The organism is Geobacillus sp. LYN3, assembly GCF_003064505.1.
In the GTDB taxonomy this organism is placed as follows: domain Bacteria; phylum Bacillota; class Bacilli; order Bacillales; family Anoxybacillaceae; genus Parageobacillus_B; species Parageobacillus_B toebii.
This window is the reverse complement of the sequence record NZ_QCWL01000078.1, coordinates 1-439: the sequence shown is the minus strand read 5'-3', so window position 1 is coordinate 439 and position 439 is coordinate 1. Positions and strand designations below refer to the sequence as shown.

The 439-nt window shown below is 34.9% G+C and carries 1 pseudogene; it reads right to left on the bottom strand.

From position 1 onward, the window contains the following. Window positions 1-73 precede the first annotated feature (73 nt). A pseudogene (locus DCC82_RS18470) lies at window positions 74-346 on the bottom strand (RNA-guided endonuclease TnpB family protein); the annotation flags it as partial. Between the last annotated feature and the right edge of the window lie 93 nt (window positions 347-439).

Sequence of the window (439 nt, the reverse complement as noted above, 5' to 3'; positions counted from 1 at the left end):
CTGATGAACCTATTTCATCCAGCTAACATGTATCTAGGATTGAGTAGAAATCACAGAAAATGGTGAAGACCCGTTTTACTAAGCCAAAGAAAGATTTAAAAGCCTCATTAACCTTTTTTAAAATTTGCTGTGCCATGTTGCTGTTTAACAGCTTATAGTTTTCGTTCGTTTTTGCAAGATGATAGTTTTTCTCATAATTAAGAAATTCCTTGTGTTCGAAATAGTATAGTCTGACATTGTACAATCCGACGTTGTACATGTTCTTGGCAATATGGCACAGTTCTCGAAGAGTCAAGTATTCTTCTTTGGTCAAACCATTTAGCTGTTGTTTGATACAAAAATACATTTTTTCACCTCCCATCTAACTATAGGTATTGTCAAAAGTTTATCCTCCACACTCACGGTTTTCCCTTGAGTTTCAACGGTTGGAAGAAAAAAA